Here is a 15,074-nt window from a genome sequence, read left to right as displayed (position 1 = left end):
GCGCCCGGTGGGCGGACTCGTACCGGGCCGGTGCCGCACGCTTCGTAGACTGGTGCGGTGATGACCCACGCCGTCGACCAGCACAGCGCCTCCGCGCCCGCGGTGCGGCTGCCGCTGCGTCCGGAGCTCGCGGACGAGCAGCCCTACGGCGCGCCGCAGCTCGACGTCCCCGTGCTGCTGAACGTCAACGAGAACCCGTATCCGCCCGGCGAGGACGTGGTGGCGACCATCGCCGAGGACGTCGCGCGCGCGGCGCGCGGCATGAACCGGTACCCGGACCGGGACGCCACCGCGCTGCGGCGGGACCTGGCCGACTACCTCGCCCTGGAGACCGGCGTCAGCCTCGACCACTGCGACGTGTGGGCCGCGAACGGGTCCAACGAGGTCATGCTGCACGTGCTGCAGGCGTTCGGCGGCCCCGGCCGTACCGCGCTGTCGTTCGCGCCCACCTACTCCATGTACCCGGAGTACGCGCGCGACACCCACACCACGTGGGTGGTGGGCCGCCGCGCGGAGGACTTCACGCTGGACCCGGCGTACGCCGCGCAGAAGATCCGCGAGGTGCGCCCGTCGGTGATCCTGCTGGCCAGCCCGAACAACCCGACGGGCACGGCGCTGCCCGCGGCCACGGTCGAGGCGATCTGCGAGGCGGCCCTGGAGGTCGACCTCGACGGGGCGCGCCCCGTCGTCGTCGTGGACGAGGCGTACGCGGAGTTCCGCCGTCCGGGCACGCCGTCCGCGGTCGCGCTGCTGGAGCGGTACCCCCACCTCGCGGTCACCCGCACCATGTCCAAGGCGTTCGCCGCGGCCGGGGCGCGTCTCGGCTACCTGGTCGCCTCCGCCGACTTCGTCGACGCGCTGCGGATCGTACGCCTGCCGTACCACCTGAGCGCCATCACGCAGGCCGCCGCGGGCGCCGCGCTGCGGCACCGGGAGTCGCTCATGGCGCAGGTGGCGACGCTGCGTGCCGAGCGTGACGCGACGGTGGCCTGGCTGCGCAAGCAGCACCTGCCCGACGGGCGGCCGTTCGAGGTCGCGGACACCGACGCCAACTTCGTGCTGTTCGGCACGTTCGCCGACCGGCACGCCGTCTGGCAGGGTCTGCTGGACCGCGGTGTCCTGATCCGCGAGACGGGCCCGGACGGCTGGCTGCGGGTGTCGATCGGCACGTCCGCCGAGATGGCCGCGTTCCGCGCGGCGCTCGTCGAGGTGCTGCAGGAGCAACCAGGAGGAGAGCAGGCATGAGCCGGACAGCACGCGTGGAACGCGCCACCTCCGAGTCGAAGGTGCTGGTCGAGCTCGACCTCGACGGCACGGGCCGCACCGAGATCAGCACGAGCGTGCCCTTCTACGACCACATGCTCACGGCGCTGGGCAAGCACTCCCTGATCGACCTCACCGTGCAGGCGACCGGTGACACGCACATCGACGCCCACCACACGGTCGAGGACGTCGCGATCAGCCTCGGCGAGGCACTGCGCCAGGCGCTCGGCGACAAGGCCGGCATCTCCCGGTTCGGTGACGCGCTCGTGCCGCTCGACGAGGCGCTCGCCCAGGCCGTCGTGGACGTGTCGGGCCGGCCGTACCTGGTGCACGAGGGTGAGCCCGCGGGGCAGGAGTACCACCTCATCGGAGGGCACTTCACGGGTTCGCTCACCCGGCACGTGCTGGAGTCGATCGCCCACCACGCGGGCATCTGCCTGCACGTGCGGGTGCTCGCGGGACGCGACCCCCACCACATCGTCGAAGCACAGTTCAAGGCGCTGGCGCGTGCGCTGCGCGCCGCCGTCGCCCTCGACCCGCGCGTCGAGGGCATCCCGTCCACGAAGGGTGCGCTCTAGCAGCATGTCCGACAGCACCAGGCCCGACAGCAACAGGCCCGACAGCAGCACGCCCGGGAACGACGGGCACGAGGTGGGCGACGACCTGCCCGAGCTCGACCTCGGCGACCTCGAGATCCCGGACGACCTGTCCTCCCTGACCGGCAGCGGCGAGCCCGAGTTCGCCGCGATCATCACGCAGATCGCCGGTGCCGAGCCGCTGGCCGCGGCCAGCTCGCTGGCGCAGCTCGACCTGGACGCGGTGCCGACCTCGATCGGCGCCGTCGGCGTGCTGCGCGACCGCTCGGGCGATGCACCCGAGCAGGCGGCCGCCGCGATCTCCCAGCTCGTCCGGGGCGTCCCGCTCGTCCTGGTCACCCGGACGGGTGAGCAGATGACGGCGGTGCGGTTCGCCGACGGCGTCCGCGGCGACGAGCTCGCGCCCGGCCTCGTGCTGGGCGGCGCGCCCGAGAGCGTCGTCGACCTGCTGACCGGCGCCACGAGCGTGGCCGACGCCGAGGGCGTGGTCGGCTCGACGTCGATCAGCAAGTTCAAGGCGGTGCGGATGCTGACCTCGGCGGCCCGCAAGGCTCGCAAGGGGCTCGGCAAGGGCGAGCCGGGCGCGAGCAGCACGGGCGGGGCCTGAGCATGGGCGCCCGCGTCGTCGTCCTCGACTACGGCTTCGGCAACGTCCGTTCCGCGGTCCGTGCCCTCGAACGCGTGGGCGCGGACGTCACGCTGACCGCCGACCGCGCTGCCGCCCAGGACGCGGACGGCCTGGTCGTGCCGGGCGTGGGCGCGTTCGCCGCCTGCATGGCGGGCCTGACCGCGGTCCGCGGGCACGAGGTGGTGGGCCGCCGCCTGGCCGGCAACCGGCCGGTGCTCGGCATCTGCGTGGGCATGCAGGTCATGTTCGACGCGGGGGTGGAGCACGGCGAGCGCGCCGAGGGCATCGGCGAGTGGCCGGGCGTCGTCGAGCGGCTCCAGGCACCCGTCGTCCCGCACATGGGCTGGTCACCGGTCGAGGTGCCGGAGGGCTCGGTCCTGTTCGACGGCATCGCCGACGAACGCTTCTACTTCGTGCACTCCTACGCCGCCCAGACCTTCACCAAGGGCCATGACGAGAACGCCGTGAGCCGGTTCCGCCCGCCGCGGGTGACCTGGGCGGACCACGGCGGCCGCTTCGTCGCCGCGGTGGAGGACGGCCCCCTGTCGGCCACCCAGTTCCACCCGGAGAAGTCGGGTGACGCGGGCTCGGAGCTCTTGAAGAACTGGCTGACCACCCTGGCCTGACCGCTGAGTGCTGGACGTTCGCCCTTCTGGCACGCGAGGAAGGGCGAACATCCAGCACTCAGCAATCCAACCTGAGAGATTGTGGAGAGAGATGACCGAGCGACTTGTGCTGCTGCCCGCCGTCGACGTGGCCGACGGCCAGGCCGTGCGCCTCGTCCAGGGGGAGGCCGGGTCGGAGACGTCGTACGGCGACCCGCTGACGGCCGCGCTGGACTGGCAGGCCGGTGGCGCCGAGTGGGTGCACCTCGTGGACCTCGACGCCGCGTTCGGCCGCGGCTCCAACGCCGAGCTCCTGGCCCGCGTGGTCGGCGAGCTCGACGTGCAGGTCGAGCTGTCCGGCGGCATCCGTGACGACGAGTCGCTGGAGCGGGCGCTGGCCACCGGCGCACGCCGCGTCAACCTCGGCACCGCCGCACTGGAGGACCCGGCCTGGACGGCCAAGGCCATCGCGGAGCACGGCGACCGCGTCGCCGTGGGCCTCGACGTGCGCGGCACCACGCTGGCCGCACGCGGCTGGACCAAGGAGGGCGGCGACCTCTGGGAGGTGCTCGCCCGCCTCGACGAGGCCGGTTGCGCCCGCTACGTGGTCACCGACGTGACCAAGGACGGCACCCTGCGCGGCCCCAACCTCGACCTGCTGTCCGACGTCGCCGCGCGCACCACCGCGCACGTCGTCGCCTCGGGTGGCATCTCCTCGCTCGACGACCTGCGCGCCCTGCGCGAGCTCGGCACCATCGAGGGCGCCGTGGTCGGCAAGGCCCTGTACGCCGGCGCGTTCACCCTGCCGCAGGCGCTCGACGTGGCGGGCCGCCCGGGCACCGCCGGGGACGCCGCGTGAAGTCGATCCAGCCCTCCAGCCAGTTCGCGGGCGACGACGGCTCGGCGGACGCCGAGCTGACCCGGCTGCTCGCCGGTCACACGACGGGGACGGTGCCGCTGCGCGACGTCGTCGCCCGGCTGGCCGAGACCCGGGTGCTGGTGCCGGTGCTGGCCGAGCTCGGCGTCGCGGAGCAGAACCCCGACGGGCTCACGGTCGACAAGGAGGCGTCCTCCGGCGTCGTCGCGCTGGAGGCCCCGGACGGGCGGCGGGCCCTGCCGGTGTTCACGTCCGTCGAGACCATGCGGGCCTGGCGCGCGGACGCCCGGCCGGTGCCCGTCGAGGCCACGCGTGCCGCGCTGTCCGCGGTGAACGAGAACTGGGCCCTGATCGTGGTGGACCCCGCCGGGCCCGCCACGGCGCTGGTGCCGCGTCCCGCCGTCTGGGCCCTGGCGCAGGGTCAGTCCTGGCAGCCCGCCCTGGTGCCGCACGAGGACGGGATCGTCGTGGACCCGGAGGTCGCCTCCGAGGTGGCCGTCGCCGCCGGGCCCGTGCAGCACGTGGTGCGCGCGCACGCCGAGCCGGGTCGCACGGCGGAGGTCGCGGTCGTGCTCGCCCTCGACCCCGGCCTGGACCGCGCAGGGCTCGACGCCGTGCTGGGCCAGGTCAACGCCCGGCTGGCGGCGTCCGAGGTGATCTCGTCGCGCGTGGACTCCCTGGAGCTCCGTATCGGCGCGGCCCGCTGAGCCTCGGGCGGCGCGGCAGCGACCGGTACCGCAAGCGATCGGCACAGGGACCGGCACAGCCGCGAGCATGCACCTGCTGCCAGGACGAGGCTCGTCCTGGCAGCAGGTGCATGCTCGTCCCAGCCGGGCCCTAACAGCCCTTCGCCGGGGTGAACGCCGTGTCGTCGGCCAGCATCTCCTGGAGCGTCGACAGGGGCACCAGCAGGCTGTTGTCGTCGGCCGTCTTGGCGTAGACCACGCCGATCACGCGGCCCTTGGCGTCCAGCGCGGCCGATCCGGACGAGCCCGGCTCGACCGGGGCGTCGGTGAGCAGCACCTCGCCCAGGTTCGCGTTCAGCGGGTCGCGGGTGGTGCCCATCACCGCGCCCTCCGTCACCGTGAGCTCGCCGCCGGCGGGGTAGCCCACGACCGTGACCGGGTCGCCCGGCTCGGGGTCGGCCTCGGCGAGCTTCGGGTACGAGGGCAGGGGGTCGGTGGTGCGGACCACGGCGAGGTCGGCCAGGCCTGCCGTCGACGTCGCGCCCACGGTGATGTCGTGCCCGTCGTAGGTGCTGACCTCCAGGTCCCGCGAGTCCGCGACCACGTGCTTGTTGGTGATCAGCGTGTGGTCGTCGATGGCGAAGCCCGAGCCCGTCGACAGCTCCTCGCAGCCCACGTTGCGGATGCGCACGGCCATGCGCTCCACGGCGTCGAACCCGTCGGGACTGAGGGCGTCGCCGCCCGCGGCGGGGGACAGGCCGACCGGTGCCGAGGGCACGATGTCGCTCGGCACCGGGTCCGGCAGGGGCGGCAGCACACCGCAGCCGGCCAGCGATCCGGACAGCAGGGACCCGCCCAGCGCGGCGACGGCGACCGCCCGCCCCACCCGGGACGCCCGGCCCGCCCGCGAGCGGACCGTCCCCCTCACGGGCGCAGCTCCTGCTGCAGCGTCTGGTTCGCCTGCTCGGCCTCGTCGCACAGCGCGTTGACCTGGCGCTCGTACCGGCGCAGGTCCTCGGCCTGGTACTGGTCGGCCTCCTTGAGGTAGCCGACGAGCTGCTCCTGACCGGACACGCACTGCCCCAGGGCGGACGCCACGGTGCCCGCGGCCGCGCTCACCTGCGTCTGGTAGTCCAGGTACTGCTGGGAGGCGACGTTCTCGTCACCGAGCTGCGCCTTCTCGTTGGCCAGGTCCGTGATGCGCGCCGTCGCCGTGGAGAGCTGGTCCCGGGCGGCCTGCAGCTCGGACCCGGCGGCGTCGAGCTGCATGCGCAGCGTGGCCACCTCCTCGGCGTACTCGTGAGCCTTCTCCTCCCACTCGGCGGCGTTGCGCTGCCAGCGGACCGTCGTCACCCACAGGTACGCGCCGACGGCGATCGTGGCCACCAGGAGCACGGCGAGCCAGCGCGAGCCACGACGTGGCCCGGGGGCGGGCACGGGCCCGGGGGCCGTCACGACGGGAGCCTCGGTCATCAGACGACGGAACCCGTGTACTTCTCGCCCGGCCCCTCGCCCGGCGCGTCGGGGATGACCGACGCCTCGCGGAACGCGAGCTGGAGGCTGCGCAGCCCGTCCCGCAGCGAGCGGGCGTGCTGGTTGCCGATGTCCGGTGCGCTCGCGACCACCAGCGCGGCCAGGGCGGTGATCAGCTTGCGGGCCTCGTCGAGGTCCTTGAGCTCTTCGGCGTCGTCACCCTCGGCCAGGCCGCACTTGACCGCCGCGGCGCTCATCAGGTGCACGGCGGCGGTGGTGATGACCTCGACCGCCGCAACCTCCGCGATATCGCGTGTTGCCTGGTCAGCGCCCATGCCGGCGCCTGTGCCCGTGCCTTCACCGGGGACGGTGCCGGTGGGTGTCTCGTCGGTGCTGCTCATGGGGACCATCCTTTCATCCCCTCGGGGGTGCGGACGCCCCGCGAGCGACCCTGCCGGTGTGGGTTAGCCTGCGTGCGTTCAACGGCGACACAGGGGGAGGCCCTCTTCGATGCACGACGACATCACTCTGACCACCGGGCGCGCGACGCGCGTCCTCACAGAGCGCATCTGGCCGGCGGTCCACGGGACGTCCGTCCCGCTGGAGGTCGAGTGGCACGCCCTGCCCGGGGAGCCGATCCCCCCGGCGGACGGGCTCGCCCTCGCGATGGAGCCCTACGAGGTCGGCACCCCGTGGGGTCCGGCCTGGGGCACGACCTGGTTCCGGCTCACGGGCACGGTGCCCCCGGAGTGGGCCGGCCGCACGGTCGAGGCGGTGCTCGACCTCGGCTTCGACAGCAGCATGCCCGGCTTCCAGGCCGAGGCGCTCGTCTACCGGCCCGACGGCACCACGGTGAAGTCCATCAATCCCCGCAACCAGCACGTTCCCGTGGTGGACGCGGCGGTGGGCGGCGAACGGGTCGAGCTGTTCCTGGAGGCGGCCTCCAACCCGGTGCTCCTCGGGCACGACATGTTCCGCCAGACCCAGGAGGGCGACGTCCGCACGTCGTCCCGGCGCCCGCTGTACGCCACGCGGCGCCTGGACCTCGCGGTCTTCGAGGCCGAGGTGCACGAGCTCGCCCTCGACGTCGAGGTGCTCCTGGAGCTCCAGGCGGAGCTGCCCGCGGGCCCGCGGCGCATGCGCGTGCTCCAGGCGCTCGACGACGCCCTGGACGTGCTCGACCTGCAGCGCATCGGTGAGACGGCAGCGGCGGCCCGTGCGGCGCTCGCGGACGTGCTGGCCAGCCCTGCGGAGGCCAGCGCCCACCAGATCTCCGCCGTCGGGCACGCGCACATCGACTCGGCCTGGCTGTGGCCGGTGCGCGAGACGATCCGCAAGGTCGCGCGCACGACGTCGTCCATGGCCGACCTGATCGACCGCACGGACGACTTCGTGTACGGCATGTCGTCGGCGCAGCAGTACGCCTGGGTCAAGGAGCACCGCCCCGAGGTGTGGGCGCGGGTCAAGGAGGCCGTGGCCAAGGGCCGGTTCCTGCCGCTGGGCGGCATGTGGGTCGAGTCCGACACCGTGATGCCCTCGGGCGAGGCGCTGGTGCGCCAGTTCTCGCAGGGGCAGCGGTTCTTCGAGCGGGAGTTCGGCCTGCGGTCCCACGGCGTGTGGCTGCCGGACTCGTTCGGCTACTCGCCGGCCCTGCCACAGCTCGTCCGCCGTGCCGGGTTCGACTGGTTCTTCACGCAGAAGATCTCCTGGAACCAGGTCAACGTCTTTCCGCACCACACGTTCTGGTGGGAGGGCATCGACGGCTCGCGCGTGCTCACGCACTTCCCGCCCATGGACACCTACAACTCGCGGCTCTCGGGCGAGGAGCTCAGCAAGGCGACCCGCCAGTTCCGTGAGGCGCGGCGCGCCACGGGCTCGATCGCACCCGTCGGCTACGGCGACGGCGGCGGCGGCACCACCCGCGAGATGACGGGCAAGGCGCAGCGCCTGGCCGATCTCGAGGGCAGCGCGAAGGTCCGCTGGGAGCACCCCGACGCGTTCTTCGAGCGGGCGCGCACGGAGCTCGACGCTGCCAGGCACGGTGACAGCGCTGTCTGGGTGGGCGAGCTCTACCTGGAGCTGCACCGCGCGACGCTCACCTCGCAGCACAAGACCAAGCAGGGCAACCGCCGCAACGAGCAGCTCCTGGTCGAGGCCGAGGCGTGGGCGGCGACGGCGTCGGCCCGGACGGGGGCCGACTACCCCTACGAGGAGCTGGACGCGCTGTGGCAGCAGGTGCTGCTCATGCAGTTCCACGACATCCTGCCGGGCACGTCCGTGGCCTGGGTGCACCGCGAGGCCGTGGAGCGGCACGCGGCGGTCACCGCCGGCGCCCAGGACATCATCGAGCGTTCCCTGCGGGCCCTGGTCGGTGAGGGGGACGTGGCCCTGCGGGCCAACCCGGCCGCGTTCGCGCAGGCGGGCGTACCCGCCCTCGGCGTGGGCCCCGCACAGGGGCCGACGGCGGCGGCTAGCACCCTGACGGAGCTCGACGGCGGCGGGTACGTGCTGGCCAACGACCTGGTCCGGATCACGCTGGACGCCGCCGGTCACGTGACCTCGGCGGTGGACCTGGCCACGGGGCGCGACGCCGTGGCGCCCGGCCGGGACGCCAACGTGCTGCAGCTCCACCAGGACTTCCCCAACAAGTGGGACGCCTGGGACGTGGACCGGTTCTACCGCAACTCGGTGACCGACCTGCGCGAGGCCGAGAAGGTCTCGGCCGCCGTGGAGGGCGGCGTGGCCGTGGTCCGGGTGCACCGGGTGTTCTCGGCGTCCAGCCTGGACCAGGTGCTCACGCTGGCGCCGGGCTCCCGGACGCTGGAGGTCACGATGGCCACCGACTGGCACGAGACCGAGAAGTTCCTCAAGGTCGCGTTCCCGCTCGACGTGCGCGCCGAGCACGTGGCGGCCGAGACCCAGTTCGGCTTCCACCAGCGGGCCACGCACACCAACACGAGCTGGGAGGCCGCCAAGTTCGAGACCTCCATGCACCGGTGGGTGCTGGCGCAGGAGCCGGGCTTCGGCGTCGGCCTGGTCAACGACTCCGTGTACGGCTACGACGTGACCCGCGAGGTGTCCGACGACGGCGTGGCCCCGGCCCCGGGTGCACCGGACGTGACGACCACCGTGCGTCTGTCGCTGCTGCGTGCCCCGCGGTTCCCCGACCCGGAGACCGACCAGGGCGTGCAGACCCACCGGTACGGCCTCGTGGTGGGCGTCGACACGGCCGCGGCGACGGAGGCGGGCGCGACGTTCGGCGCGCGGCCGCGCGAGCTGCGCGGCGGGTCCGCCGTCGAACCGCTGGTCGCCGTGGCCGGTGGCGTGACGCTGTCCGCGGTCAAGCTCGCCGACGACCGCTCGGGCGACCTCGTGGTGCGCGTCTACGAGGCGCTCGGCCGCCGCGCGTCGGGCACCGTGACGGTCGCGGCCCCCGTGGCCGGGGCGCGGGCGGTCAGCCTCATCGAGGACGACCTGGCCGACGCCGTGGTGCCGGTGACCGACGGCGCCGTCACCGTCGACCTGGGCCCGTTCGAGGTGCGCACGCTGCGCTTCGCGCGGGCGTAGGGCGGGCCGGCCCGGACACCCGCGCGCCGTGCCGGAGGCACAGGTCACCCGCGTGACCCGTGCGTCCGGCACGGCGCCGGGGCGGGCGCCCGTCCGTCTTGACACCGGTCCGGCCCGGCGGGACTCTGGGCGCGCTGAAGCGCACTCGTCGCGATGGCGACGGCATCCCTCAGGACGCGACGGGGCTTCTGCTGGAAGGAACTGCGATGAACTCAGCCAGGACCGGGGCCGCGGGCCTCGCCCTGACCGTGCTGGTCGCCGTCGGCGGCTGCACCCTCGGCGGAGCGGACGCCCCGCAGGACGCCGCCGGTCGGGACGACGCCGTCGTGGACGTCCCGGGCGACGTGACGGGTGCGGTCACGCTCCAGACGTGGTCGCTCACGCCGAAGTACACCGCGTACGTCGAAGGCGTGATCGCCGACTTCGAGGCGACGTACCCCGGCACCGAGGTGACGTGGCTCGACCAGCCGGGCGACGGCTACTCGGAGAAGGTGCTCGCCCAGGCCGCGGCCGGTGAGCTGCCGGACGTGACGAACCTGCCGCCCGACTTCGCGCTGCCGCTGGCGCGCGAGGGCCTGATCGAGGACCTCTCGGCCCTGGACGACACCCTCGCGGACACCTATGTGCCCGGCGCGGTGGACGCGTACCGGTACCGGGGCGTGGAGGGCGTCTTCGGCTACCCCTGGTACCTGACCACCGACGTGAACTACTGGAACACCGAGATGTTCGAGGCGGCCGGCCTCGACCCCGCGGCGCCGCCCACGTCGCTCGAGGAGCTCGTGGCCCAGGCCCGGACCATGAAGGAGGCGACCGGCGCCTACCTGATGAGCCGCAAGCCCGGCCTGGGCGACTTCGCCGCCGCGGGCGTGCAGGTGCTCTCCGCGGACGGCACCGAGCTCACGTTCAACACCCCTGAGGCGGCCGCCGTCCTGGACGTCTACCGCGACGCGTACGCCGAGGGCCTGCTGCCCGACGACGTGCTCACCGACGCCTACCTCGGCAACAGCCGGCTCTTCGCCGAGGGCAGGGTGGCCTGGTCCACGGGCGGCGGCAACTTCATCGACAGCGTGCTGGCGGACAACCCCGCGCTGGAGGGCAAGATCACCGCGTCGCCGTCCATCGGGGCCACTCCGCTGTACGTGCAGGGCGTGTCGGTCTCCAGCCAGTCGCGCAACCAGCCGACGGCGCTCGCGCTGGCCCGGTTCCTGACCAGCGCGGCCAACCAGGAGGCGTTCGCCCAGCAGGTGCCCGGCGTCTTCCCGTCCACCGCCTCCTCGCAGGAGGACGCCGCACCGGCCGCGGGCGGCGACACCCCGCAGGACGTCGCGAAGCAGATAGCGTTCAGCCACCTCGCCACCGCGCAGGTGCTGCAGCCGGTCGAGGTCGACGAGGCGATGACCACCATCATCAACCAGCAGCTCGCGGCGGCGATCGCGGGCGACAGGTCCTCGCAGGAGGCCCTCGACGCGGCGGTCGAGGAGTGCAACAGGCTGCTCGCCGACCAGTGAGCTCTCCGATCGTGTCCCGGGGCGGCTGCCGGCCGGCCCCGTGACGCCGCGCGCTCACCCGCACGACACCCGTACGACAGTGCCGGCGGACCTCGCGCAGGACGAGGCCGCGGCAGCAACCAGGGCGCTGGTCGCCCCACGACGAAAGGCCCACCGCCATCGTGTACGACTCCGACGTGACCGCGCTCGCGGCCGTCACCGTGCCAACCGAGCCCGCCCGGACCCTGGGGGTGGTGGCATGACCGGGCCCGCACACGTCCCCGCGGGCCGCCCCGGCGCCGGGCTGACCAGCGAGCACGCACGGCTGGTCAGCCACGAGGGCCCCGGCCGCACGGTCGTGGTCGACGACCTCGACGTGCCTCTCGCACCGGGCCTGGTCCTGCGCTGGGCGGTCCTGCCCGTGCTCGACGACGAGCTCACCTACCGTTCCACCCACGTGGCCGTCGACCTCCGGCTCGACGACGGCACCTGGCTCGGGGCGACCGACGCCGGGCGTGGCCTGACCGACCAGCACGGCATGCCGGCGTCCGCCACGGGACAGGGGGAGGCCCGGATCCTGGTGCCCGACCACTGGAACGTGGTGCGCGTCGACCTGGACGCCGCGGCGGAACACCTGGCCGGTCGCCGCGTGCGCGCCGCGGCCCTGGTCACCGCACCGCCGGACGGCGGGCGCACCGAGGCGTGGCTGGACGAGGTGAGCGTCGGACCGCGGCCCGAGCGCACCGTCACCGGTCGCACCGACCTGGTGGACACCCGCCGGGGCACGCACTCCTCGGGCGCCTACTCGCGCGGCAACAACGTGCCGGCGGCCGCGGTGCCCAACGGCTTCACGATGTGGGTGCCGCTCACGGACGCCGCCACGGAACGGTGGCTGTACTCCTGGGCCGGGCACAACGGCCCGGACAACCGGCCCCGCCTGCAGGGCATCGGCATCTCGCACGAGCCGAGCCCGTGGATGGGCGACCGGGACCAGCTCGCGTTCCACCTGGTCCCGGCCCGGACGGACGACGACGGCACGACCGACGTGCCCGACGCCGGCCTCGCCGCCCGCGCCCTCGCCTTCTCCCACGACGCCGAGACCGCCCGCCCCCACCGGTACGCCGTCGACCTGGACGGCGGCGCCCGCGTGGCCGTCGCGGCGTCCGACCACGGCGGCCTGCTGCGGTTCACGTTCCCGCCCGGCGTCGCCACCGGCCACCTCGTGGTCGACGCCGTCAGCGACGCGGGAGCCGACGGCGCCCCCGTCGAGATCACCGTGCACGACGACGGCACGTTCACCGGCTGGAGCGACCACGGCAGCACGCTGTCCGCGGGGCGCTCCCGGATGTACGTCGTCGGGCGGATCGCGCGGCCGGTGCTGCGCAGCGGCCCGGCGCGCGGGCGCCCGTACGCCACCTACGCGACGGTCGCGCTGGACCCCGCGACCCGGCCGGGCGACGAGGCGGGCCGGACCGTCGACGTGCGTGTGGCGACGTCGTACATCAGCGAGGAGCTCGCCTGGCTGGCGCTGGAGCGCGAGGTGTCCGGCACCTTCGACGAGGTCGCCGAGGCGACCAGGGCCCTGTGGGAGGAGCGGCTCGGCGTGCTCGACGTCGAGGGCGCCACCGAGGAGCAGCAGGTCACGCTCTACTCGAACCTCTACCGGCTGAACCTCTACCCGTCCTCCTACACGGAGGTGGGGGCGGACGACGAGCCCGTGCACGCCTCACCCGTGCTCGACGGTGGGCCCGTGCGCCCCGGCGAGATGTTCGTCAACCACGGCTTCTGGGACACCTACCGCACCTGCTGGCCCGCCTACGCCCTGCTCTACCCGGAGATCGCCGCGCGGCTCGCGGACGGTTTCGTGCAGCAGTACCGCGAGGGTGGCTGGGTGGCCCGGTGGTCGTCCCCGGGCTACGCCGACCTCATGACCGGCACGTCGTCCGACGTCGCGTTCGCCGACCTGCACCTGCGCGGCGTCGACCTGCCCGACCCGCTGGACACCTACGACGCCGGGCTGCGCAACGCGACCGCCCTGCCGACCCTGCCGGGGGTGGGCCGCAAGGGCCAGGCCTTCGCGCTCACCCGTGGCTGGGTGCCCCGGGACGTGGACGAGTCGGTCTCCTGGGGGCTGGAGGGCTACATCAACGACGCGGGCCTGGCGCGGATGGCACGGGCGCTCGCGGACGCCCCCGGCACCCCGGACGAGCGCCGCCGCGCGCTGCGCGACGAGGCCGCCTACCTGCACCAGAGCTCCCTGGGGTACGTGCACCTGTTCGACCCGGACACGGGCTTCTTCCGGGGCCGCGGCCGGGACGGGGCGTTCGCGCCGGGCCCGTTCGACCCCGACGAGTGGGGCGGCGACTACACCGAGTCCGACGCCTGGAACTTCCTGTTCCACCCGGTGCACGACGGCCCGGGGCTGGCCGCCCTGCACGGCGGCCCCGCCGGGCTGGAGGCTCTGCTGGAGCGCTTCTTCGCCACGCCGGAGCGGGCGGACAAGCCCGGCTCCTACGGGTCGGTGATCCACGAGATGGTCGAGGCGCGTGACGTGCGGCTGGGCCAGCTCGGCCAGTCCAACCAGGTCTCCCACCACATCCCGTACGTGTGGCTCTTCGCGGGCCGCCCGGACCGCACCCAGGAGACCGTGCGGGAGATCCTGGCGCGGCTGTGGACGGGCAGTGAGATCGGCCAGGGCTACCACGGCGACGAGGACAACGGGGAGATGTCGGCCTGGTACGTCCTGTCCGCCCTGGGGTTGTACCCGCTGGAGATCGGCTCGTCGCGCTGGGCCGTAGGCTCGCCGCTCTTCGAGCGGGCGGTGGTGCACCGGCCCGACGGCGACCTCGTGGTCGAGGCACCGGGCGCGGCCGGCCGCTGGTACGTGGCCGGCCTGCACCTGTCCGACGGCGCCGGTACGACCCGGGCGGTCACCTCGCCGTCGGTGGAGCACGCCGACCTGACCGGGGGAGCGACGCTGCGGTTCAGCATGTCCGGGACGGCGGCCCGCTGGGGTGCGCAGGTGGCGCCGACGGCCGCCGACCGGCCCTGGGAGCGCGCCGAGGGTGGGTGGTCGTCCGCCGGCCGCCCGCTCCCGGGGCTGACCGACGGGGACCTCACGACGGCCGTCGACGTGGCGGGGGCGCTCGTGTGGCAGCCGTCCGGGGAGCTGCCCCAGGGTGCTTCGCTCCGGGGGTACACGGTGACGTCCGGGCCGGGTGACGCGGGGGCGCCGCCGTCGGGCTGGCGTCTGGTGGCCGAGGACGGGCGGGTGCTCGACGAGCGCTCGGGGGAGCGGTGGCGCTGGCCGGGCCAGCTGCGCCCGTTCGTGCTCGACGAGCCCGTGCCGCTGACGGGACTCCGGCTGGAACCGGTCGACGGTGGCCTGGTCACCCAGATCGAGCTGCTGACGAGCTGACGCTCCGGGGGTGGCGGAGGCCGCGGGGGCGGGCGCGAAAGTGCGCTTCTACCCAGTCATCAGGCCCGGAAACCCATCGGATTCCGGGCCTGATGACTGGGTAGAAGCGCACTCTGCGTGGCGTGGGCGCATCGGGGAGGTCCCGGCATGTGAGATCCGGGAAAGGATCGTTGACTTCTATGGGTTCCATTCGTATCTTCTAGGCATCGAGACCTACCGTACTTATCCGACCGGAAAGGTATAGAAAACCTCGACAGGTCATGAGTTCCGACGCGAAGCCCCGGCTGGTCGGACGGCAACCCCCCGCGCGGGTGGGTGCCCCGGGTGAGGACCAGGTCCACCGCCGCCGGCGGTGACAACACGCGTCGCTCGCCGATGGGCGAGCAGGTGAGGAGAACGACGATGACCCGGAGCGCTGCCCCCGCCGTCCACGTGTCCCTGCCGTCCCGGAACGTCTGCACGCGGGCTGGTGCC

At 73.9% G+C, this 15,074-nt stretch carries 12 protein-coding genes and 1 riboswitch; of the genes, 9 read left to right on the top strand and 3 right to left on the bottom strand.

Annotation, left to right across the window (positions count from 1 at the left end; genetic code table 11):
- The first annotated feature begins 60 nt into the window (after positions 1-60).
- From ACIBBF_RS09250 to ACIBBF_RS09225, 6 genes are all read left to right on the top strand, one after another.
- Complete coding sequence (locus ACIBBF_RS09250; protein WP_397413051.1) at positions 61-1,245, top strand: histidinol-phosphate transaminase; 1,185 nt, start codon at positions 61-63, stop codon at positions 1,243-1,245.
- Positions 1,242-1,841, top strand: a complete 600-nt coding sequence (hisB, locus tag ACIBBF_RS09245) for an imidazoleglycerol-phosphate dehydratase HisB (RefSeq protein WP_397412746.1) — start codon at positions 1,242-1,244, stop codon at positions 1,839-1,841. The genes ACIBBF_RS09250 and hisB overlap by 4 nt, the downstream gene beginning before the upstream one ends.
- Before the next feature lie 4 nt (positions 1,842-1,845).
- The gene (locus ACIBBF_RS09240) at positions 1,846-2,466 is read left to right on the top strand and encodes a hypothetical protein (protein WP_397412744.1); all 621 of its coding nucleotides are present in this window, start codon (positions 1,846-1,848) and stop codon (positions 2,464-2,466) included.
- Between the two features lie 2 nt (positions 2,467-2,468).
- Positions 2,469-3,113, top strand: a complete 645-nt coding sequence (hisH, locus tag ACIBBF_RS09235; protein WP_397412742.1) for an imidazole glycerol phosphate synthase subunit HisH — start codon at positions 2,469-2,471, stop codon at positions 3,111-3,113.
- 91 nt (positions 3,114-3,204) lie between these two features.
- Positions 3,205-3,951 carry a bifunctional 1-(5-phosphoribosyl)-5-((5-phosphoribosylamino)methylideneamino)imidazole-4-carboxamide isomerase/phosphoribosylanthranilate isomerase PriA gene (priA, locus tag ACIBBF_RS09230; protein WP_397412740.1) on the top strand — a complete coding sequence of 249 codons (747 nt, stop codon included), beginning with the start codon at positions 3,205-3,207 and terminating at the stop codon, positions 3,949-3,951.
- Positions 3,948-4,676 (top strand): SseB family protein, encoded by a 729-nt coding sequence (locus ACIBBF_RS09225; protein ID WP_397412738.1) that lies wholly within the window; start codon positions 3,948-3,950, stop codon positions 4,674-4,676. The genes priA and ACIBBF_RS09225 overlap by 4 nt, the downstream gene beginning before the upstream one ends.
- 130 nt (positions 4,677-4,806) lie before the next feature.
- Here ACIBBF_RS09225 and ACIBBF_RS09220 read toward each other — a convergent pair whose 3' ends face one another.
- Genes ACIBBF_RS09220 through ACIBBF_RS09210 form a run of 3 tightly spaced genes read right to left on the bottom strand, consistent with a single transcriptional unit; the run spans position 4,807 to position 6,463 of the window.
- Positions 4,807-5,541, bottom strand: coding sequence for a S1C family serine protease (locus ACIBBF_RS09220; protein ID WP_397413050.1), 735 nt, complete (start codon positions 5,539-5,541; stop codon positions 4,807-4,809).
- 38 nt (positions 5,542-5,579) lie between these two features.
- Positions 5,580-6,128, bottom strand: a complete 549-nt coding sequence (locus ACIBBF_RS09215) for a hypothetical protein (protein WP_397412736.1) — start codon at positions 6,126-6,128, stop codon at positions 5,580-5,582.
- Positions 6,128-6,463 (bottom strand): DUF1844 domain-containing protein, encoded by a 336-nt coding sequence (locus tag ACIBBF_RS09210; protein WP_119146276.1) that lies wholly within the window; start codon positions 6,461-6,463, stop codon positions 6,128-6,130. Before ACIBBF_RS09210 ends, ACIBBF_RS09215 begins: the two co-directional genes overlap by 1 nt.
- Before the next feature lie 175 nt (positions 6,464-6,638).
- On the opposite strand from ACIBBF_RS09210, the gene ACIBBF_RS09205 reads away from it, so the two are divergent.
- The 3 genes from ACIBBF_RS09205 (at position 6,639) to ACIBBF_RS09195 (ending at position 14,600) form a co-directional block, all read left to right on the top strand.
- Positions 6,639-9,695 (top strand): alpha-mannosidase, encoded by a 3,057-nt coding sequence (locus tag ACIBBF_RS09205; protein ID WP_397412734.1) that lies wholly within the window; start codon positions 6,639-6,641, stop codon positions 9,693-9,695.
- 206 nt (positions 9,696-9,901) lie between these two features.
- Positions 9,902-11,203, top strand: a complete 1,302-nt coding sequence (locus tag ACIBBF_RS09200) for an ABC transporter substrate-binding protein (protein ID WP_397412732.1) — start codon at positions 9,902-9,904, stop codon at positions 11,201-11,203.
- A 238-nt stretch (positions 11,204-11,441) separates the two neighbouring features.
- Positions 11,442-14,600: a GH92 family glycosyl hydrolase gene (locus ACIBBF_RS09195; RefSeq protein ID WP_397412730.1), complete on the top strand. Its 3,159-nt coding sequence runs from the start codon at positions 11,442-11,444 to the stop codon at positions 14,598-14,600.
- 256 nt (positions 14,601-14,856) lie between these two features.
- Positions 14,857-14,967: riboswitch (SAM riboswitch) on the top strand.
- Positions 14,968-15,074 lie beyond the last annotated feature (107 nt).

The organism is Promicromonospora sp. NPDC050880 (assembly GCF_044456525.1).
Taxonomy (GTDB): domain Bacteria; phylum Actinomycetota; class Actinomycetes; order Actinomycetales; family Cellulomonadaceae; genus Promicromonospora.
This window is presented reverse-complemented; position numbering and strand designations above follow the sequence as displayed.